General features: G+C 63.3%; 17 protein-coding genes. 12 read left to right on the top strand and 5 right to left on the bottom strand.

All coding sequences use genetic code 11. From position 1 onward, the window contains the following. Positions 1–39: 39 nt before the first annotated feature. Genes PMI40_RS13595 through PMI40_RS13585 form a run of 3 tightly spaced genes read left to right on the top strand, consistent with a single transcriptional unit; the run spans position 40 to position 2,794 of the window. Entirely contained in the window at positions 40–1,002 is a 963-nt protein-coding gene (locus PMI40_RS13595) for a diiron oxygenase (RefSeq protein WP_008116334.1), read from the top strand. Then, positions 999–2,054 carry a 2Fe-2S iron-sulfur cluster-binding protein gene (locus tag PMI40_RS13590; protein ID WP_008116331.1) on the top strand — a complete coding sequence of 352 codons (1,056 nt, stop codon included), beginning with the start codon at positions 999–1,001 and terminating at the stop codon, positions 2,052–2,054. The genes PMI40_RS13595 and PMI40_RS13590 overlap by 4 nt, the downstream gene beginning before the upstream one ends. Before the next feature lie 29 nt (positions 2,055–2,083). Continuing rightward, positions 2,084–2,794, top strand: coding sequence for a glutamine amidotransferase (locus PMI40_RS13585; RefSeq protein ID WP_008116329.1), 711 nt, complete (start codon positions 2,084–2,086; stop codon positions 2,792–2,794). Between the two features lie 11 nt (positions 2,795–2,805). On the opposite strand, the gene PMI40_RS13580 is transcribed toward PMI40_RS13585, so the two are convergent. Both PMI40_RS13580 and PMI40_RS13575 read right to left on the bottom strand, forming a co-directional pair. Then, positions 2,806–3,372 (bottom strand): CNP1-like family protein, encoded by a 567-nt coding sequence (locus tag PMI40_RS13580; RefSeq protein WP_008116328.1) that lies wholly within the window; start codon positions 3,370–3,372, stop codon positions 2,806–2,808. Between the two features lie 5 nt (positions 3,373–3,377). Then, positions 3,378–3,950, bottom strand: coding sequence for an RNA pyrophosphohydrolase (locus PMI40_RS13575; RefSeq protein ID WP_008116326.1), 573 nt, complete (start codon positions 3,948–3,950; stop codon positions 3,378–3,380). A 227-nt stretch (positions 3,951–4,177) separates the two neighbouring features. On the opposite strand from PMI40_RS13575, the gene PMI40_RS13570 reads away from it, so the two are divergent. Continuing rightward, positions 4,178–5,905: a proline--tRNA ligase gene (locus PMI40_RS13570; RefSeq protein WP_008116324.1), complete on the top strand. Its 1,728-nt coding sequence runs from the start codon at positions 4,178–4,180 to the stop codon at positions 5,903–5,905. Between the two features lie 81 nt (positions 5,906–5,986). Here PMI40_RS13570 and PMI40_RS13565 read toward each other — a convergent pair whose 3' ends face one another. From PMI40_RS13565 to ffh, 3 genes are all read right to left on the bottom strand, one after another. After that, complete coding sequence (locus PMI40_RS13565; RefSeq protein ID WP_008116323.1) at positions 5,987–6,406, bottom strand: hypothetical protein; 420 nt, start codon at positions 6,404–6,406, stop codon at positions 5,987–5,989. A 226-nt stretch (positions 6,407–6,632) separates the two neighbouring features. Continuing rightward, positions 6,633–7,106 (bottom strand): SWIB/MDM2 domain-containing protein, encoded by a 474-nt coding sequence (locus tag PMI40_RS23280; RefSeq protein ID WP_008116321.1) that lies wholly within the window; start codon positions 7,104–7,106, stop codon positions 6,633–6,635. Between the two features lie 252 nt (positions 7,107–7,358). Further along, positions 7,359–8,726 carry a signal recognition particle protein gene (ffh, locus tag PMI40_RS13550; protein WP_008116319.1) on the bottom strand — a complete coding sequence of 456 codons (1,368 nt, stop codon included), beginning with the start codon at positions 8,724–8,726 and terminating at the stop codon, positions 7,359–7,361. Between the two features lie 273 nt (positions 8,727–8,999). On the opposite strand from ffh, the gene PMI40_RS13545 reads away from it, so the two are divergent. From PMI40_RS13545 to PMI40_RS13510, 8 genes are all read left to right on the top strand, one after another. Further along, on the top strand, positions 9,000–9,959 hold the full coding sequence (locus tag PMI40_RS13545; protein WP_008116317.1) for an ABC transporter substrate-binding protein: 960 nt from the start codon (positions 9,000–9,002) through the stop codon (positions 9,957–9,959). A gap of 10 nt (positions 9,960–9,969) precedes the next feature. Then, on the top strand, positions 9,970–10,791 hold the full coding sequence (locus PMI40_RS13540) for an ABC transporter permease (protein WP_008116314.1): 822 nt from the start codon (positions 9,970–9,972) through the stop codon (positions 10,789–10,791). A gap of 1 nt (position 10,792) precedes the next feature. Continuing rightward, a complete protein-coding gene (locus PMI40_RS13535; RefSeq protein ID WP_008116312.1) occupies positions 10,793–11,602 on the top strand; it encodes an ABC transporter ATP-binding protein in 810 nt (269 codons plus the stop codon). A 91-nt stretch (positions 11,603–11,693) separates the two neighbouring features. Continuing rightward, the gene (locus PMI40_RS13530) at positions 11,694–12,506 is read left to right on the top strand and encodes an inner membrane protein YpjD (RefSeq protein ID WP_008116310.1); all 813 of its coding nucleotides are present in this window, start codon (positions 11,694–11,696) and stop codon (positions 12,504–12,506) included. Next, positions 12,503–12,799 (top strand): PP0621 family protein, encoded by a 297-nt coding sequence (locus PMI40_RS13525; protein ID WP_008116308.1) that lies wholly within the window; start codon positions 12,503–12,505, stop codon positions 12,797–12,799. The genes PMI40_RS13530 and PMI40_RS13525 overlap by 4 nt, the downstream gene beginning before the upstream one ends. Before the next feature lie 2 nt (positions 12,800–12,801). After that, positions 12,802–13,428, top strand: a complete 627-nt coding sequence (gene ampD, locus PMI40_RS13520; protein ID WP_008116306.1) for a 1,6-anhydro-N-acetylmuramyl-L-alanine amidase AmpD — start codon at positions 12,802–12,804, stop codon at positions 13,426–13,428. 369 nt (positions 13,429–13,797) lie between these two features. Further along, positions 13,798–16,788 (top strand): ribonucleoside-diphosphate reductase subunit alpha, encoded by a 2,991-nt coding sequence (locus PMI40_RS13515; protein ID WP_008116304.1) that lies wholly within the window; start codon positions 13,798–13,800, stop codon positions 16,786–16,788. Between the two features lie 154 nt (positions 16,789–16,942). Further along, positions 16,943–18,082, top strand: a complete 1,140-nt coding sequence (locus PMI40_RS13510) for a ribonucleotide-diphosphate reductase subunit beta (protein ID WP_008116302.1) — start codon at positions 16,943–16,945, stop codon at positions 18,080–18,082. The last annotated feature ends 605 nt before the right edge of the window (positions 18,083–18,687 follow it).

The raw sequence follows: 18,687 nt of genomic DNA, 5'->3' as shown, positions 1-18,687 counted from the left end.
CCGTAACCGTAACGCCCACCCACCGCAAGGAGAGTCGAGATGCAATATCCGGTCCCAGCCGGCGAGGACGATGTCGCCGTCATGCTCAAGAAGCTTTCGCAGCTCTGGCGCAGTCGCGCCGCAGTCAACCAGGAACTGGTCGATTACCACGGGCTGGCATTCGACCCGGCGCGTGACGATTTCAGTTCTTCCTTGCTGCCGTTCAGGCACCATCCGGCCTGGACCGAGGCGCCCGCCGCATTGCGCAGCCGCTGCCTGTCATACGCGTGGGCGATCTACAACCTGAAGACCATCCACATCGAATGCGATGTGGTCACGCCGGCCTGCGAAGACCTGATCAAGACCCCACCTCCCGGTTGCCACGGCGCGCTGCTGCAGGATGTGATGTCGCAGGCCTTGCTGGACGAGGCCTTGCACACCCGCATGTCGATCATGGCCTGCAACTACATCTACGACCGGCGCGGCATCGCCGCGCTCGACTTTGCCGATTTCAACCTGGTGCGCTGGCGTGCGCAATTGCTGGATGGCTGCAATGCGCAGTGGCAACGCCGCCTGACGCGTTTTGCCATCGCCTGCGCCAGCGAGACGCTGATCACGGACTACCTCAAGACCATGGCCGAGGATGATGCCATCCAGCCGATCTGCCACGCGGTTACCCGCACCCACGCCGCCGACGAGTGGAGCCATTCGAGTGTCTTCAGCGGTGCCGCGGCGGCGCTGGTCGAGGGCATGAGCCGGCAGGAGCGCGTGGTATTCAGCTCGGTCATCCTGAAGACGGTGGCCATGTTCGCCGACCACGAAGCGGGGGCATGGGCCAAGGTATTCTCGATGCTGCAGTTTCCGCACGGGCGCGAGATCCTCGAAGACCTCGGCACCGGCGACGAGGTGACCGTCTACACCGAGTCGGTACGGCACCTGATCGAACGCATCGGCCTGGCCGACCTTGGCAGCGAGGTGCCATCGGGTCGTGCCGCGGCGCCCGCCTGGCAGGTTCGGTCATGAGCGCGCCGGCCTTGGCGCGGTGCGAAGGGGTGCGGCAGGAGGCGGGCGATATCAAGGTATTCACGCTGCGCATGCGCGATGCGCCCGCAGCGCTCATGGCGTCGGTGCGGCCCGCGCGCCATGTGGCCATCCGTTGTCCCGACGCCGACGGGCTGCTGCAGTCGCGCCTGTACTCGGTGACCCGCAAGGATGGGCCGGACCTGTTCGAGATCGCGGTCAAGCGGTCCGGGCGGCACGGGGTGTCCGATACCCTGCACCGCCTGTTCAGGGAAGGCGCCAGCGTCGCGCTCCAGTATGCGGCGGGCGACCTTACGGTCGACGCGGTGGCCGGTTACCGGCGCCTGGCCATGGTCGCCGGCGGGGTCGGCATCACGGTACCCATTGCGCTGGTGCGGGAGCTGGCCACGCGGGCGCGGCAAGGCTTGCCGGTGCCCCGGGTGGTGTTGTTGCTGTGCGTGCCGCGGGTAGCCGATATTGCGTTCCTGCATGAGCTGCTGGCGCTGGACCTGACGTGCGACTGGTTCACGTTGCGCGCGTTCGTCACGCGCCAGGCGGTACGTGAGGGCGGGCATTTCCTGTCCGGGCGGCCGGACCAGGAGTCGCTCGCCGTGCTGGGGCAACCGCAGGCGGCGGTGATCTGCGGCAGCCACGCCTTCGCCCACGCAATGCGCGAGCAGCTCGCCCGGCGCTGGCCCGGCCTGGCGCTGCTGGTCGAAGCGTTCACGCCGCCTGCGGTGCCAGTGGCGCCCGTGTCACCGAGCGGCGACGACCGGTGCGCCGTACGCCTGCGCATCGCCGGGCGCGATACGGTGCTCGAGATGGCGCCTGGCCCCAGCCTCCTCGAGATGCTCGAATCGGCCGGCATACCGGTGCGCAACCAGTGCCGCTCGGGCGTGTGCGGCAGTTGTCGCATCCGGATCTCGGGTGGACAATGTCGCTTCGAGCCCGACTTCTGCCTGACCGGCAAGGACCGGCGCGACGGTCAGGTGTTGTCATGCTGCACGTTTCCGCTCGCCGGCGAGATCGAACTCCATTTGAACCCGCCACCTTGATTTTCCATCCCGCTTTCCAAGGACTCACGATGAAGACAGCGATCGCGTTGCGCCATATCCATTTCGAAGATGTCGGCAGCTTCGACACCGTCCTGGCCGAACACGGCTATGCGTTGCACTATGTCGATCCGGCCACGGACGACATCTCCGGCACCGCCCTGCAGCAGGCGGACCTGCTGATCGTGCTGGGCGGCCCCATCGGGGTGGCCGACCAGGAGACCTATCCCTTCCTGGCGCGCGAGATGGCCGTCATTGGCCAGCGCCTGGCGGCAGGGCGCCCGCTGCTGGGTATTTGCCTGGGGGCGCAACTGATCGCCAGTGCACTGGGTGCCCGGGTCTACCCGATGCAAGCCAAGGAGATCGGCTTTTCGCCGCTGGCGCTGACGCCGGCGGGGCGGGCATCGGTGCTGTCGGCACTGGGCGAGACGCCGGTGCTGCACTGGCATGGCGACCAGTTCGATATCGCGCCAGGGGCATCGCGACTGGCAGGCACGCCGGCGTGCCCCAACCAGGCTTTCGCGCTCGGGCCGAATGTGCTGGGACTGCAGTTTCACCTGGAGGCGGAGGTGGACAAGCTGGAGCGATGGCTGGTGGGTCACGCCAGCGAGCTGGCGCAGGCCGGGATCGACCCGCGCGTGCTGCGCCAGGATGCGGCAAGGTGGGGCGAGCGCCTGGGCAGTGCGGCGCGCAAGGTGCTGACGGCATGGTTGCGCCAGCTGGATGATGCCGCGGCGGCTTGAACCGCCGCGGTTCAGCGGCGTACCGGATCGATGTAGCGCTGGTTCTTGAGTCGTTCGATGATCGAGCGCACGTTGCCGTTGTCGGCCACCAGCTTGCCTTCGCACAGGTAGTCGCGCAACAGCGCCGCGTCGATGCGATTGGCGCCGACATCCCTGATCGGCTGCCATTGGTCGCGCCGCGATCGCGACCACTGGCCATCGGCACGGCCGAAGGCGTAGCTTTTCTTTTCCCAGGTCTCGCAGCGCATGCCTTCGTACACGACATTGGTGGCGCCGCCGTCGGTCTTGGTCACCACGGTATAGCGCACCACGTTGTCGGTGCCGACCGTGACCGACTTCAGGTCGACGAAAGCCTTCATGGTGGCGGTGGGGCTCAGGTAGAACTCGGCCAGGTTCTGCTCTTGCGGGGTAGGTGGCAGTTGCAGGGCGATTTCTTGCCAGGGCTTTTCCTGGTCGTCGAACTCTTCATCGAAGTCGGTCTGCGCCAGCGCGCCGGCGCACGCCAGCGTCAGCGAAAACAGCAGCGCGGCGCGACGCACGAGGCCGGCACGGGAAGGGTTCATCTGGAACGATGGCATGGATCTCACTTGCTTTCGGACGCGCCGACGACGGGCGGCAGCGCGGTTGGATTAGGCTTCGGGGATGGCTGGCCAGTGGCATCGGCGCGCCGCTGGCCGTGCGCCGGACGGGCCAGGAAGCGCGACAGCTCCTGCAGGGCCTGCTGGTAGACTTCGCGCTTGAATTCGATCACCACGTCGAGCGGCACCCAATAGTCGTGCCAGCGCCAGGCATCGAATTCGGGATGGGCCGTGCCACGCAGGTTGACGTCGCAATCGCGGCCGACCATGCGCAGCAGGAACCAGATCTGTTTCTGGCCGCGATAATGCCCCCGTACCTCGCGCTTGATGAAGTGATCGGGCACCTCATAGCGTAGCCAGTCGCGCGTGCGGCCGATGATCTTGACATGTTCGGCACGCAGGCCGATTTCTTCTTCGAGCTCGCGAAACATCGCCTGTTCGGGCGTCTCGCCATGCTTGATGCCGCCCTGCGGAAACTGCCAGGAATGCTCGCGCACGCGTTTGCCCCACCAGACTTCGTTCTGGCCGTTAAGCAGAATGATGCCGACGTTCGGGCGAAAGCCTTCTCGATCCAGCATGGTGTACCTCAAAACTTTCTGCGGCTGGACGACCCTCTCAGGCTGACTCGGACAGCACCTCGCGCACGCGAAAACGCCACGCAAACGCTACGTCAGGAGCAACTCCCCGGATATGCGTGAAGCGTGGAAACAAGGGGCGATTCTGCAAAGAGTGGGCGCATCAGCCAGCTAATCCTTTAAAATTACATCGATTATAACTCTCCTCTTTTTAAAAAGAACCGACCGTCATGCGCGCCTCACGTTTTTTTATTTCCACCCTGAAAGAAGCTCCTTCCGACGCTGAAATCGTCAGTCACAAACTGATGATGCGGGCTGGCATGATCAAGCGTCTGGGCGCCGGTATCTATACCTACATGCCGATGGGGTTGCGCGTGATCCGCAAGGTCGAGGCGATCGTGCGCGAAGAGATGAACCGCGCCGGCGCCGTCGAGCTGCTCATGCCGGTGGTGCAGCCGGCCGAGCTGTGGCAGGAAACCGGTCGCTGGAACAAGATGGGCGCCGAACTGATGCGCGTGAAGGACCGCCACGGCCGCGACTTCGCCATCCAGCCGACCTCCGAGGAAGTGGTCACCGAGGTGGCGCGCACCGAACTGCGCAGCTACAAGCAGTTGCCGGTCAATTTCTATCATATCCAGACCAAGTTCCGCGACGAGCGTCGCCCGCGCTTCGGGCTCATGCGCGGGCGCGAGTTCACGATGAAGGACGCCTATTCGTTCGACCGCGACGTCGACGGCCTGAAGAAGTCCTACCAGGCCATGTACGACGCCTATGTGCGTATCTTCACGCGCTTCGGCCTGCAGTTCCGGGCCGTGGCCGCCGACAACGGCGCCATCGGCGGTTCCGGCTCGCACGAGTTCCACGTGATCGCCGCCACCGGCGAGGACGCGCTGGTGTACTGCCCCACATCCGACTACGCGGCCAACATGGAAGCGGCCGAGGCATTGCCGGTCGACGCCGCCCGTGCCGGCGCGACCGAAGAGCTGAAGAAGACCGCCACGCCCGGCAAGTCCAAGTGCGAGGCGGTGGCCGAGTTGCTGGGTTTGCCACTGGCGCGCACGGTCAAGTCCATCGTGCTGGCAGTGGATCACGAAGAGCCGGCCAAGAAGGAAATCTGGCTGCTGCTGCTGCGCGGCGACCACGAACTCAACGAGGTCAAGGCCAGCAAGTTGCCCGGCCTGGCCGGCTACCGCTTTGCCAACGAAGCCGAGATCGTCGAATGGTTCGGCACGCCGCCGGGCTACCTGGGGCCGATCGGCACCCGGAAACCCGTCAAGCTGGTGGCCGACCGCACCGTGGCCAACATGGCCGACTTCGTGTGCGGCGCCAACGAGCGCGACTTCCACTACACCGGTGTGAACTGGGGCCGTGACCTGCCCGAGCCGCTGGTGGCCGACATCCGTAATGTGGTCGAGGGCGATGCCTCGCCCGACGGTCGCGGGGTGTTGTCGATCCAGCGCGGCATCGAGGTGGGCCATGTGTTCCAGCTGGGTACCACCTATTCCGAGGCGATGAAGGCCACCTACCTGGATGAAGCGGGCAAGCCGCAACCGCTGGTGATGGGTTGCTACGGCATCGGCGTCACCCGCATCCTGGGTGCGGCCATCGAGCAGAACTTCGACGAGCGCGGCATCATCTGGCCGACTTCCATCGCACCGTTCCAGGTGGTGCTGTGCCCGATGGGCTACGATCGCAGCGACGCGGTCAAGACCGAGATCGACAAGCTCTACGCGCAACTGTCCGACGCTGGCGTGGACGTGGTGCTGGATGACCGTGGCGAGCGCCCGGGCGCCATGTTCGCCGACTGGGAACTCATCGGCGTGCCGCATCGGGTGGTCATCGGCGACCGTGGGCTCAAGGATGGCAACATCGAATACCAGGGCCGGCGCGATGCCGCCGCCACCCAGGTGCCACTGGCCGAGGCGCTGGCGTTCATCCAGGGCAAGCTGGCAGCGTGATCGGCAGGGCGGTCGCCCGTGATCAACAAAAAAAGGCGGAGCCGCAACAGCGACTCCGCCTTTTTCATTGCACTGCGATCATCAGTTGGTGGTAATGGTGCGGGTCTCGCGATAGATACCGCCGTCGCGTGCCGTGCCTTCGGACACGCCGCTACCGTTCATGCGCGCCTCGCAGTCCGAGCGCTGCGCCTGAGGCAGGCCTTCGCAGCGGCGCTGGGCATTCTGCTTCAGTTGCGCTTCGCCGGGATCGGTCAACTGGCCGCGACCGGCTTCATAGCGGGCAGCACCGGCCTCGCGCAGGCAGGTGGCACGGTCCTGGTTGGAACTGCCGTCCATGCAGGCGGCGCGCTCCTTCTTGTAGGTGGCGTCGTCGCCACCGGTCTTGGGACCGGCAGCCATGACATGGGACGCCGCCGACAGGGCGGCCAGGCCGATGACGAGGGCACAGGTCGAGCGGGCCAGGCGATGATGAACGGGCAGCAGTGGGGATGGGTTGTGCATGGTCATTCCTTTCTCTTCTTGTTGGTGACAGGCATGGCGGATGATGAGCACAGATGCTAACCATGCAACATGGCCGACGCTATCGGCCAAGCGCCCGATGCCGGGTCGGACAACATGAGTGGGCGCTGCCGGAAAGCGCCTAGGCCTGGTGGAAACAAAAACGCCCGCATCGGTTGCGGGCGTTTTTGTTTGCAGGACACCCGCAAACGGATGTTGATGTTGCCAATCAGCTCAGGTGGGCCGAGATCAGCTTGGTCATCTCGAACATGGTGACCTGCTTCTTGCCACCGAAGATTGCCTTGAGCTTGTCGTCGGCGTCGATGTTGCGCTTGTTCTCGGGGTTCTGCAGGTTGTGCTTCTTGATGTATTCCCAGACCTTCTTGGTCACTTCAGTACGCGGCAGGGGCTTGGCGCCAACCACTTCGCCCAGTGCGGCCGACGGCGTCAGCGGCTTCATGAAGGCGGCGTTGGGAGTGCGGGTGGCAGCCTTCTTGGCAACCGGCTTCTTGGCGGCGGCCGGCTTCGCTGCCGGCTTTGCGGCGGGTTTGGCCGCGGCTTTCGGAGCTGCCTTGGCAGCCGGCTTGGCGGCTGGCTTTGCGGCGGCCTTTGGGGCTGCCTTGGCGGCGGGTTTCTTGGCGGCTGGTGCGGGTTTTGCTGCTGGCTTCTTTACTGCGGCTGCTGGTTTTTTTGCTGTGGCCATCTGAAAGACTCCTCGACAAAGGAATAAGGTTGGATGCGTCAGTTACGCATCGCTAATAGTGGTGCGGTTTGCGTGGCCACGCAAGTATTTTCTGGTGCTTTTCCGTGTAAAACTGCGGCGAAACAACGAGCCTGGTCGATTCGGCGTCAAGCCGCGCCGGTAAAGGGATCGAGCCGGATCGGAGGGGCTCTCCCGGCGCACAAAAAAGGGCTCCGGATGGAGCCCTTGGCGAGGGAATGACGATGGCCTTTTTCAGCGCATGCCGGGCAACATGCCCTTCATGTTGCGCATCATCTTCATCATGCCGCCGCCCTTGAGCTTCTTCATCATCGATTGCATCTGCTCGAACTGCGCCAGCATGCGGTTGACTTCCTGCACCTGCACACCGGCGCCGGTGGCGATGCGGCGCTTGCGGGCGGCCTTGATCAGTTCCGGCTTGGCGCGCTCGGCCGGGGTCATCGAGTTGATCATCCCTTCCATGCGGCGCACCTGCTTTTCGGCCTGATCCATGTTGGCATTGCCGGCCGCTGCCTGCATCTGCGCCGGCAGCTTGTCGAGCAGGCCGGTCAGGCCACCCATCTTCTTCATCTGCGACAGTTGCGCCTTGAAGTCATTGAGGTCGAACTTGCCGCCGCCCTTGATCTTGTGCGCCAGGTCCTGGGCCGCCGCCACGTCGACGCCCTTGCGCGCCTCTTCCACCAGCGCCAGGATGTCGCCCATGCCCAGGATGCGATTGGCCATGCGCGACGGGTCGAAGGCTTCCAGGCCGTCGAGCTTCTCGGCCACGCCAGCGAACTTGATCGGCTTGCCGGTGATATGGCGCACCGACAGTGCCGCACCACCCCGCGAGTCGCCGTCGAGCTTGGTCAGTACGATGCCGGTCAGGGGCAGGGCGTCGCTGAAGGCGCGGGCGGTGTTGATGGCGTCCTGGCCCAGCATGGCGTCGACCACGAACAGCGTTTCGATCGGCTTGATGGCGCTGTGCACGGCACGGATCTCGTCCATCATCGCCTGGTCGATGCCCAGGCGGCCGGCGGTATCGACGATCAGCACTCCGTGGTGGTGCTTCTTGGCGTAGTCCAGCGCGGCCAGGGCGATGTCGACCGGCTTGTCGGTGGGCTGGCTGGGGAAGAAGTCGGCGCCGGCCTGGGCCGTGACCGTCTGCAACTGGCCGATGGCGGCCGGACGGTAGACGTCGGCCGAGACGGTCAGCACCTTCTTCTTGGTGTTTTCGCGCAGGTACTTGGCCAGCTTGCCGACGGTGGTGGTCTTGCCGGCGCCCTGCAGGCCCGCCATCAGGATGATCGCCGGCGGCTGGGTGGCGAAATTGAGCTGCGAGGCCTCGGGACCGAGGTCGGCGCCCATCAGGCTGGCCAGTTCGCGTTGCACCACCCCGACCAGGGCCTGGCCGGGCGTGAGCGAGCCGATCACGTCCTCGCCCAGGGCCTTTTCCTTGACCTTGGCGATGAATTCGCGCACGGCCGGCAGGGCGACGTCGGCCTCCAGCAGCGCCAGGCGCACTTCGCGCAGCATCTCGGCGGTGTTGGCCTCGGTCAGGCGCGCCTCGCCGCGCATGGTTTTGACGACTTTGGCGAGGCGTTGGGTCAGATTGTCTAGCATGGCTGTGATCTTGGAAGTGGTGCCGACGGCGTGCGTTCGACGCGGTCGAGATTGTTCGGGCAATCCGGCATTTTACCCGATGAACCCTCTCTACAGCGGCCTGCCGGCAGTGGTCGCGGCGACTTACGGGTAACACACAGCTTGTCCTGCGCTGGCACATTGTGTATACAGAGGATGTTTTTTCCATGCGCAAGCCCCACCAGGGGCACCAGAAAAGTACCAGAGACAGCCGCAGCGCAGCGGTCCAGAACATAAACACACAGGAGAATGGAAATGCAAAAGAAACTGATCGCCCTGGCGCTGCTGGCAGGCGCCGGCTTGTCGGCCACCAGCTACGCTGCCGATGACGTGATCCGGCTGGGCAACCTGAAGTTCGCCCACTACGGCGCCGTGTCGTACATCAAGGAAATCGCCCCGAAGTGCGGCATCAAGGTCGACGAGAAGGTGTTCGCCAAGGGCCCCGACGTGATGCAGGGCATCCTGGCCGGCGAACTCGATGTCGGCACCACCGCCTCCGAGGCAGCCATCTCGGGCCGCGCCAACGGGGCGCCGATCTACGTGGTGGCCGGCTTTGCCAAGGGCGGCGCGCGGCTGGTGTCGGGCAAGGACTCGGGCATCAAGTCGGTCAAGGACCTCAAGGGCAAGAAGGTAGGCGTGACCCGCGGCGGCATCCACGAAGTGCTGCTCGACGCCGAACTGGGCCAGAATGGCCTCACGCCCAAGGATGTCACCATCGTCTACCTGGCCTTTGCCGACCTGAACCAGGCGCTGCTGGGCAAGAACATCGACGCCATGATGCAGAGCGAGCCGCAATCCTCGCAAGCCATCAACAAGGGCTTCGGGGTAGAGGTGATGAAGCCCTACGACACCCCGATCGGCGAGCCGGTGCGCACCATGGTGATGACCGAGAAATTCTACAAGGAGAAGCGCCCGCTGGCCGAGAAGTTCATGCGCTGCTTCCTCGAGGCCACCAAGACCTTCATCGACAACAAGGAAGTGGCCGAGAAATACGTGCGTGAAGTGATCTTCAAGAACCAGATCACCAAGGAAGACTTCTACGACGCCATCGGCAATTCGCCTTACGCCTATGACATCACCGCCGAGCACATCCAGGTGACCACCGACACCATGGCCAAGTACGGCACCGGCAAGATGGCCAAGCCGCCGCTGGCCAAGGACTGGGTCAAGACCGACCTGCTCGACGAAGCCAAGAAAAGCATGAAACTCAAATAAGGGCGATGTCATGGCAAAGCAGAACAATGGGGGAGTGCTGCAGGGTTTGCTGGTGCCGGTGATCGTGCTGGCCTTGTGGGAGGGGGCATCGCGGGCCGGCTGGATTAACCCGCTGGTGTTGCCTTCGCCCTGGGCGGTGCTGCACAAGTGGTTCGAATATGCCGCACCGGCCAAGCCGTACGATGCCGGCGGCGGCAGCTGGCTGGCCTGGCTGTTCTCGGGCGAGCTGGTGATGGACGCCATCGGCAGCCTGTACCGGGTGGTGGTGGGCTTTTTGATCGGCGCCGGCCTGGCCTTGCCGCTGGGTTTGCTGATGGGGTCCAGCCAGCGCATCTATGGCTTGATGAACCTGACGGTGCAGGTGGTGCGGCCGATCCCGCCGATCGCCTATATCCCGCTGGCGATCCTCTGGTTCGGGCTGGGCAATCCGCCGGCGCTGTTCCTGATCTCGCTGGGGGCGTTCTTCCCGGTGCTGATGAACACCATCGCCGGGGTGCGCCAGGTCGACAGCATCTACCTGCGGGCCGCGCGCAACCTGGGTGCCAACCAGCGCACCCTGTTCCTGCGGGTGATGTTGCCGGCATCGGTGCCGTACATCCTCTCGGGGGTACGCATCGGCATCGGTACCGCCTTCATCGTGGTGATCGTGGCCGAGATGATCGCCGTGAGCAATGGCCTGGGTTTCCGGATCATGGAGGCACGCGAGTATTTCTGGTCCGACAAGATCATCGCCGGCATGATCACCATCGGCCTGCTGGGCCTGGCGATCGATATCGGCATGAGCCGCCTGAACAATTACATGCTGCGCTGGCATCGCGGGCTGGAGAACTGAGATGAAACCCAATCAATCGTCGCCCCGCATCGTGGTCTCGGGCGTGCACAAGGTGTTCCAGACCGACGAGCGCGAGGTGGTGGCGCTCAAGGACATCAACCTGGAGATCCCCGACGGCCAGTTCGTCTGCCTGCTGGGGCCGTCCGGCTGCGGCAAGTCGACCTTGCTCAATGCCATCGCCGGTTTCGCCCCGCCGTCGGCCGGCAGCATCATGGCTGATGGCCGTGAGGTCAGCGACCCGGGCCCCGATCGCGGCATGGTGTTCCAGGAGTACGCCTTGTTTCCCTGGATGACGGTCGAGCAGAACGTGGCCTTCGGGCTCGAGATCAAGGGCCTTGCGCGCGACCAGGTCAACACCCGGGTCACGCAGCTGCTCGACAAGCTGGGGCTGATCGATTTTCGCCGTCGTTTCCCCAAGGACCTGTCCGGCGGCATGCGCCAGCGGGTGGCGATCGCCCGGGTACTGGCGCTGGACTCGCCGATCATGCTCATGGACGAGCCGTTCGGCGCCCTCGATGCGCTCACCCGCCGCAACCTGCAGGATGAGCTGCTGCGGATCTGGGACGAGTTCAGCAAGACCATCGTGTTCGTTACCCACAGTATCGAGGAAGCCATCTACCTGGCCGACCGTATCGTGGTCATGACCTACCGTCCCGGCACCATCAAGCGCGATATCGTGGTCGACCTGCCGCGCCTGCGCGATCCGGCCGCGCCCGAGTTCAATGCCTTGAAGCGCGAGCTGGGGCAACTGGTGATGGAAGAGCAGCAGCGCCACCACCATGCCGAGATGAAGGCCGCCGCCGTCGACTGAAGATGCATGGCCGCCGGCAACGGCCCCTCTATATATAGAAGGGCCGTTGCCTGGCAGCGGGCAGCGAGCCGACTTGGTGTAAACTTAGCCGATGCAAACCTATTTTTTCATCCTGGCCGCGCTGCTCTATATCGGTTGCACCTTCCTGCCTTCGGAACGGCGCAACACGGTGTCCCTGGGCATCGTGATTGGCTGGGTCCTGCATGGCGCCGCGCTGCTGACCGACATGTTCGCCGCCGAAGCGATGCGGGTCGGTTTTGCCGTCATGCTGTCGGCTACGCTGTGGATCTCGGTGGCGGCCTACTGGTTGGAAAACCGCAATTTCTCGCTCGACAGCATGCGGGTGCTGGTGTTGCCGGTGGCGGCGGTGTCGGTGCTGTTGCCCAGCATGTTCCCGGGCAACATGGTGCCACTGGCAGGCAAGTCCGAGTGGTTCCTGGCGCATATCGGCATCTCCATCCTGGCCTACAGCACGCTGACCATTGCCGCCTTCCACGCGGTGCTGATGGTGCTGCAGGAGTCGCGCCTGCATACGCGGCCCGGGCCGGCGGCCGGCGCCAGCTGGTTCGGCGCGGCGCTGGATCGCCTGCCGGCGCTGTTGACGATGGAAAAGCTGCTGTTTCGGCTGATCGGTTTCGGCTTCGTGCTGTTGACGCTGACGGTGCTGTCGGGCGTCGGCTTTTCGGAGCAGTTGTTCGGCATGCCTTTCCGCTGGGACCACAAGACCGTGTTTACCCTGCTGTCGTGGATGCTGTTCGGCCTGTTGCTGGCGGGCAGGCGATGGCAAGGTTGGCGTGGCCGCACCGCGTTGTCGTTTACGCTGGCAGGATTCGCAATTCTTTTATTGGCCTATGTGGGCAGCCGTTTCGTACTCGAAGTCGTGCTGCATCGGGTACTGACATGAAATATCTGATCTGGCTGGTAGTGTTGCTGGCCGTGGTAGTGTGGTTCCAACGCGCCAAGAAGTCGATGCTGCGCGGTGGCGAGCAAGGTGGTGGCGCCAGCGCCGAGCCGATGGGCGATGGCGCCGCGCCGCAGCCCAAGGCCAGGCGCTTTCGCCGTTCCGCCGACGGCGGCGCCGAGACCATGGTGCAATGCGCGCATTGCGGTATCCATTTCCCGGTGTCCGAGGCAGTCACGCACGCCTCCGGCGCGCTGTATTGCTCCGAGGAACACCGTCGCCTGGCGTCGTTCTGAGCATGACCGCACCTGCCGTCCCGGTGATCGACGACGAAGGCTGGTACAGCGCGGCGCGGCGCGAACCTTCGCCCAATTGCGATGACCGCCCCGATGGCGGCCTGCCCGAGCTGCTGGTGATCCACAATATCAGCCTGCCGCCGTGTGAATTCGGCGGGCCCTATATTGCCGACCTGTTCTGTAACCGGCTCGACTACGAGGCCCACCCTTATTTCGACCAGTTGCGTCCATTGCGGGTCTCGGCGCATTTCCTGATCCGGCGCGACGGCGAGGTGGTGCAATTCGTGCCCGCCCATCGACGTGCTTGGCATGCCGGCGTATCCGAGTTCGAAGGGCGCCAGCGCTGCAACGACTTTTCGATCGGCATCGAGCTCGAAGGCAGCGACTTCGAGCCGTTCGCGCCGGCCCAGTACCCGGTCCTGGCGCGCCTGACGGCAGCACTGCAGAGGCGCTACGCCTTGCGCTGCGTGACCGGCCACGAGCATATCGCGCCCGGTCGCAAGACCGACCCGGGCCCCTTTTTCGACTGGCGGCAATATCGTGCCGCCACTGGTGAAATGATTAACCCGGCGCAATTGCGCTTTGCTGCGGGGCTCGTCGAATGTCAAGCGGGCAGGCCAGAAAAATAGCAGAAATAGCAGTTGCATACGCCCGGGCACGATACTAGAATTAGTCCCAATAGTTCTTTTGGTACTAGATGTAGTGTTTTTCTGGAAGTTGAATTTGGTCCGGCCCTCATCCACGAAGGTCCACAAGGCAGTGCTTCAGAAGGTGAAAGGTTCGTGAGGCAGCAACCAAGTCCTACAACGTCTCGCTGTCCCCTTTCTTCCAGTGTTCTCATCGGTTTCAAGCAGGTTTGCGTCAACATGAATGTCCGCGCAAGGGGCAGTCATCGGTGACCGCATGATCATTCGCCAATCCCAGGCAAGTCGGGATTTAGATCTAGCAATCTCGGGACAGTCCGTTCGGCTGTCCGACTTTAAGTTCAAGGAGGCTAAGTGCGCTCAACTCAAGAAATTTCCGCCAAATCCCCTGCAGCATTTGGTGTTGCCCCATCCCAGGATGCGTCCGACGCATCCCAGGCCGGTTCGGTCAAGGCTGCCGGACTCGGTGAATACCGCATCATCCGCCGTAATGGCGCGGTGGTCGGTTTCGAGCCCTCCAAGATTTCCATCGCCGTGACCAAGGCCTTCCTGGCCGTCAATGGCGGTCAAGGCGCCGCTTCGGCGCGTGTGCGCGAGATGGTCGAGCAATTGACCTCCAGCGTGGTGTCGGCGCTGGTGCGTCGCCAGCCCACCGGTGGCACTTTCCATATCGAGGATATCCAGGACCAGGTCGAGCTGGCCCTGATGCGTTCGGGCGAGCATGATGTCGCACGCGCCTATGTGCTGTACCGTGCCAAGCGCATGGAAGAACGTGCCCAGCAGCAAGGTGCCGCCGCGGCCAAGTCCGATGCCGCCGCACCCCAGCTGAATGTGGTCGATGGCGGCCGCAGCCGTCCGCTCGACATCGCCGAAGTGCGCGCGCTGATCGCAGCGGCCTGCGTCGGCCTGGAAAAGCACGTCGACGCCGAGGCCATCCTGGCCGAGACGGTCAAGAACCTGTACGACGGCGTGCCCGTCGAAGAGCTGTACAAGTCCGCCATCCTGGCTGCCCGCGCGCTGATGGAAAAGGATCCTGCCTACAGCCAGGTGACCTCGCGCCTGTTGATGCACACCATCCGCAAGGAAGTGTTCGGCCACGAAGTGGCGCAAGCCGATGCGCCGGCCGAGTACCTCGAGTACTTCGGCAAGTACATCAAGAAGGGGATCGACGCCGAGCTGCTCGACACCAAGCTGGCCCAGTTCGACCTGGCCAAGCTGGCTGCCGCCATCAAGCCCGAGCGCGACCTGCAATTCGGCTACATCGGCCTGCAGACCCTGTATGACCGCTACTTCCTGCATATCCAGGGCACCCGCATCGAAATGCCGCAGGCGTTCTACATGCGCGTGGCAATGGGCCTGTCGCTCAATGAAGTCAACCGCGAAGAACGCGCCATCGAGTTCTACGACCTGCTGTCGTCGTTCGACTTCATGAGCTCGACCCCGACCCTGTTCAATTCCGGCACCCTGCGTTCGCAATTGTCGTCGTGCTACCTGACTACCGTCTCGGACGACCTCGAAGGCATCTACGACGCCATCAAGGAAAACGCCCTGCTGGCCAAGTTCGCCGGCGGCCTGGGCAACGACTGGACCCCGGTGCGCGCACTGGGCGCCCACATCAAGGGTACCAACGGCAAGTCGCAAGGCGTGGTGCCGTTCCTGAAGGTGGTCAACGATACCGCCGTGGCGGTCAACCAGGGCGGCAAGCGCAAGGGCGCGGTCTGCGCCTACCTGGAAACCTGGCACATGGACATCGAGGAATTCCTCGAGCTGCGCAAGAATACCGGTGACGACCGTCGTCGTACCCACGACATGAACACCGCCAACTGGATTCCCGACCTGTTCATGAAGCGCGTGATGGAAAAGGGCGAGTGGACCCTGTTCTCGCCGTCCGACACCCCCGACCTGCACGACAAGTTCGGTCGCGCCTTCGAAGAGGCCTACACCGGCTACGAGGCACGTGCTGCCCGTGGCGAGATCAAGGTCTTCAAGAAGGTCCAGGCCAACGACCTGTGGCGCAAGATGCTGTCGATGCTGTTCGAGACCGGCCACCCATGGATCACCTTCAAGGATCCATGCAACATCCGTTCGCCGCAGCAACACGTGGGCGTGGTCCACAGCTCCAACCTGTGCACCGAGATCACCCTCAACACCAACGAATCCGAGATCGCCGTGTGCAACCTGGGTTCGGTCAACCTGCCGGCGCACCTGGTCAATGGCGAGCTCGACCACGTCAAGCTGCAGAAGACCGTACGCACCGCCATGCGCATGCTCGACAATGTGATCGACATCAACTACTACGCCGTCAAGAAGGCGCGTGACTCGAACCTGCGTCACCGTCCGGTGGGCATGGGCATCATGGGCTTCCAGGACTGCCTGCACGTCAAGCGCGTGCCTTACGCGTCCAAGGATGCGGTCGAGTTTGCCGATCGTTCGATGGAAGCCGTCTGCTACTACGCCTACTGGGCTTCGACCGAACTGGCCGAAGAGCGCGGCCGCTACACCTCGTATCGCGGCTCGCTGTGGGACCGTGGCATCCTGCCTCAGGACTCGCTCAAGCTGCTGGCCCAGGAGCGCGGCGGTTACCTCGAGACCGACAGCTCCGAAACCATGGACTGGACCGCCCTGCGTGCGCGCATTGCAGAGCATGGCATGCGCAACTCGAATTGCGTGGCGATCGCCCCGACCGCGACCATCTCCAATATCATCGGCGTGTCGGCCTGCATCGAACCGACCTACCAGAACCTGTACGTGAAGTCGAACCTGTCGGGCGAGTTCACCGAGATCAACGAGTACCTGGTGCGCGACCTGAAGGCACGCGGCCTGTGGGACGAAGTGATGGTTGCCGACCTCAAGTATTTCGACGGCAGCCTGGCCAAGATCGATCGCGTGCCGCAAGACCTGCGCGACATCTACGCCACCGCCTTCGAAGTGGACCCGTCGTGGCTGGTGGAAGCCGCCTCGCGTCGCCAGAAATGGATCGACCAGGCGCAGTCGCTCAACATCTACATGGCCGGTGCATCGGGCAAGCGCCTGGATGAGACCTACAAGCTGGCATGGTTGCGTGGCCTCAAGACCACCTACTACCTGCGCACCATCGGCGCTACCCATACCGAGAAGTCCACTTCGCGGGCCGGTGCCCTCAATGCGGTGGGTGTGGACGGCGGCGTCGGCGGCGGCATGTCGGCGGCGGCTCCTGCGGTGCCGGCGGCGCCGATCGCCTCGGCCGCGGCTGCCGGCAGCGCCTATGTCATGCCCAATCCGGGCGCGACCATCGACGCCGACGGCCCGGTGTGCACCATGCGCCCCGGCGACGACGGTTTCGAAGAGTGCGAAGCCTGCCAGTAATATAGATAACGCCCGGGGAAAATCCCCGGGCAGTCATCACAGCCGGCGCATTGCGGTGAACTTCACCGGATGCGCCGTTGTCACCTTGAAGATGCCCGTGCGCGGCCTGGCCGCCAGACCGGCATCATTGAATACACAGTAAAGAGGAACAGACATGCTTTCTTGGGACGACGAAGCAGGCGCGAAGGTCGCAGCGCCGCGCCACCCGCAACCGAACCTGGCCGACGCAGCGCTGAACCCGGCACTGATGGCGCACGACGCAGCGGTCGACACCACCATGCGCGTCAACGCTGCCGACAAGCGCATCATCAACGGTCATACCGACGTCAACCAGCTGGTGCCGTTCAAGTACAAGTGGGCCTGGGACAAGTACCTGGCCGGCTGCGCCAACCACTGGATGCCGCAGGAAATCAACATGCAGCGCGACATCGAGTTATGGAAGAGCCCCAATGGCCTGACCGAGGACGAGCGTCGCCTGGTCAAGCGTAACCTGGGCTTCTTCGTCACCGCCGATTCGCTGGCCGCCAACAACATCGTGCTGGGCACCTATCGCCACATCACCGCGCCCGAATGCCGCCAGTACCTGCTGCGCCAGGCCTTCGAAGAAGCGATCCACACCCACGCCTACCAGTACATCGTCGAGTCGCTGGGCCTGGACGAGGGCGAGATCTTCAACGCCTATCACGAAGTCAAATCGATTCGCGACAAGGATGAGTTCCTGATCCCGTTCATCAACACGCTGACCGATCCTGCCTTCACGACCGGCACCACCGAGAACGACCAGAAGCTGTTGAAGTCGCTGATCGTTTTCGCCTGCATCATGGAAGGCCTGTTCTTCTATGTGGGCTTCACCCAGATCCTGGCGCTGGGTCGCCAGAACAAGATGATGGGCGCGGCCGAGCAGTACCAGTACATCCTGCGCGACGAGTCGATGCACTGCAACTTCGGCATCGATCTGATCAACACCGTGAAGATGGAAAATCCGCATCTGTGGACACCCGAGTTCCGCGACGAAATCAAATCGTTGTTTTTAAGCGCGGTAGAGTTGGAATATCGTTACGCAGAGGATACAATGCCGCGAGGCGTGCTCGGGTTGAATGCGCCGATGTTCAAGGGTTATCTCCGGTTCATTGCTAATCGTCGCGCACAGCAAATCGGATTGGACCCATTGTTCGCACAAGAAGAAAATCCGTTCCCGTGGATGAGCGAGATGATCGATCTGAAGAAGGAGCGCAACTTCTTCGAGACACGAGTCATCGAATACCAGACCGGGGGCGCGTTGAGTTGGGAATGAAGTGCAGTCTCCTCAGTGCCCTTTAGCGAGACACGTTGCACAACGGTAGTCGGGTAGCTTGCAAGATGCCCGACTAACGAAACTGAAAGGCGATCGCCAATTTAATGAACAGTCAGAGACCGAATCGTTCTTCTCTGTTATTGCCGCTCACCCCCATTGTGTCGGGTCGGGCGGCTTTTCCTTTGAAAAACCCAAAGGTTTTTCAGGAATGCTATTCCGACGCTGGCGTCTGAGAACGCTGGCGTTTTTTTTGGCCTAACGCCTCCCTTCGTGTCGACGGACCGCCCGATATGCGGATTCGCCCGGGGATGGCAAGCCAGATAGCTGAAGCGCAGCATAGGTAAGGGGATGCTGCAGTTCAGCTGGTGCCGAATTCATTAGCGCAAGCGAAAGGCAATGCTTGTGCCGATGAATAATCCGCCTGGGTCATCGCGATGGCGCGGGAGGGTTTCTTATATCAAGCTTGATTTTTTCCATCACGTGAAGAAGGAGAAACAAAATGGCAACAGCAGCAAAGAAGCCAGCAGCCAAGAAGCCGGCTGCCAAGAAGCCGGTAGCCGCCAAGGCCGCCGCTCCGAAGAAGGCGGTCGCCGCCAAGAAGCCGG

It is taken from the genome of Herbaspirillum sp. YR522, from assembly GCF_000282575.1.
GTDB lineage: Bacteria > Pseudomonadota > Gammaproteobacteria > Burkholderiales > Burkholderiaceae_D > Herbaspirillum.
Note: the sequence above shows the minus strand (reverse complement) of the source record. Positions and strands in the feature narration are given on the sequence as shown.

Coding starts and splice junctions, on each gene's coding strand:
- PMI40_RS13565 (WP_008116323.1), bottom strand. CDS start 6,406: ATGCACAACCCATCCCCACTGCTGCCCGTTCATCATCGCCTGGCCCGC.
- PMI40_RS23280 (WP_008116321.1), bottom strand. CDS start 7,106: ATGGCCACAGCAAAAAAACCAGCAGCCGCAGTAAAGAAGCCAGCAGCA.
- PMI40_RS13535 (WP_008116312.1), top strand. CDS start 10,793: ATGAAACCCAATCAATCGTCGCCCCGCATCGTGGTCTCGGGCGTGCAC.
- PMI40_RS13570 (WP_008116324.1), top strand. CDS start 4,178: ATGCGCGCCTCACGTTTTTTTATTTCCACCCTGAAAGAAGCTCCTTCC.
- ffh (WP_008116319.1), bottom strand. CDS start 8,726: ATGCTAGACAATCTGACCCAACGCCTCGCCAAAGTCGTCAAAACCATG.
- PMI40_RS13590 (WP_008116331.1), top strand. CDS start 999: ATGAGCGCGCCGGCCTTGGCGCGGTGCGAAGGGGTGCGGCAGGAGGCG.
- PMI40_RS13530 (WP_008116310.1), top strand. CDS start 11,694: ATGCAAACCTATTTTTTCATCCTGGCCGCGCTGCTCTATATCGGTTGC.
- PMI40_RS13585 (WP_008116329.1), top strand. CDS start 2,084: ATGAAGACAGCGATCGCGTTGCGCCATATCCATTTCGAAGATGTCGGC.
- PMI40_RS13575 (WP_008116326.1), bottom strand. CDS start 3,950: ATGCTGGATCGAGAAGGCTTTCGCCCGAACGTCGGCATCATTCTGCTT.
- PMI40_RS13545 (WP_008116317.1), top strand. CDS start 9,000: ATGCAAAAGAAACTGATCGCCCTGGCGCTGCTGGCAGGCGCCGGCTTG.
- ampD (WP_008116306.1), top strand. CDS start 12,802: ATGACCGCACCTGCCGTCCCGGTGATCGACGACGAAGGCTGGTACAGC.
- PMI40_RS13580 (WP_008116328.1), bottom strand. CDS start 3,372: ATGCCATCGTTCCAGATGAACCCTTCCCGTGCCGGCCTCGTGCGTCGC.
- PMI40_RS13525 (WP_008116308.1), top strand. CDS start 12,503: ATGAAATATCTGATCTGGCTGGTAGTGTTGCTGGCCGTGGTAGTGTGG.
- PMI40_RS13595 (WP_008116334.1), top strand. CDS start 40: ATGCAATATCCGGTCCCAGCCGGCGAGGACGATGTCGCCGTCATGCTC.
- PMI40_RS13540 (WP_008116314.1), top strand. CDS start 9,970: ATGGCAAAGCAGAACAATGGGGGAGTGCTGCAGGGTTTGCTGGTGCCG.
- PMI40_RS13510 (WP_008116302.1), top strand. CDS start 16,943: ATGCTTTCTTGGGACGACGAAGCAGGCGCGAAGGTCGCAGCGCCGCGC.